The sequence below is a fragment of the Alcanivorax sp. HI0044 genome (genome assembly GCF_001634945.1).
This window is the reverse complement of record NZ_LWEZ01000550.1, coordinates 1-620: the sequence shown is the minus strand read 5'-3', so window position 1 is coordinate 620 and position 620 is coordinate 1. Positions and strand designations below refer to the sequence as shown.

General features: G+C 51.8%; 1 pseudogene. It reads right to left on the bottom strand.

What is annotated here, in order from left to right:
• Positions 1-620 (bottom strand): annotated as a pseudogene (locus A3730_RS29500) (hypothetical protein); the annotation flags it as partial.

Below are 620 nucleotides of genomic sequence, written 5' to 3'. Positions count from 1 at the left end.
TAAGGCCAGGCGCTGTGGAGCTGGACTGAGAAATTTGCCGTGTTTGCAGAGGGGCTCCATCATTTGAACATATGGCGTTGACTCCACAGTTCGGCGCTCCTTCCTCGGAGTGCAGGGTATAACGGTAAAGGTCACCAACCCGCCAGGGACTGTTCGGTAAAAATTCGATTCGCTGTGAAAGTACTTTATGGCGACCATTGACGGGTTGCCATACGTTATTAACGGTATCGAAGTGTTCAACAACAAACGTGTTGTTATTGACCGTGTTGCTGTCGATGCTGCGGCTGAAGATTACCCTGAGACTAAAGTCCTTGAACAGGTTCGGTACGGGATAAAGCGGGTCAGTATTTTTTCCTCCCACGCATCGACCGTTTCGCCAGTTTTCGCGTTGCCCGGTCAGCACAGCCCCGGTCAGCGCGCAGGGGTATCCGGGGAAAACAGCGGAGACAAGTGGTGCACGTAATTCATTGGCGTTGTCATTGGGAAGGGTGAATTCCGGAAGACGAATGTCGAGGGTTTGATCCTGGTTAAGCGGATTGCCTTGCGTATCTCGAAGTAGGCTGGTCAGGGTCACCTGGATGTCTTTTCCGTGTTGAAGGATATCTCCTCCGATGATGATC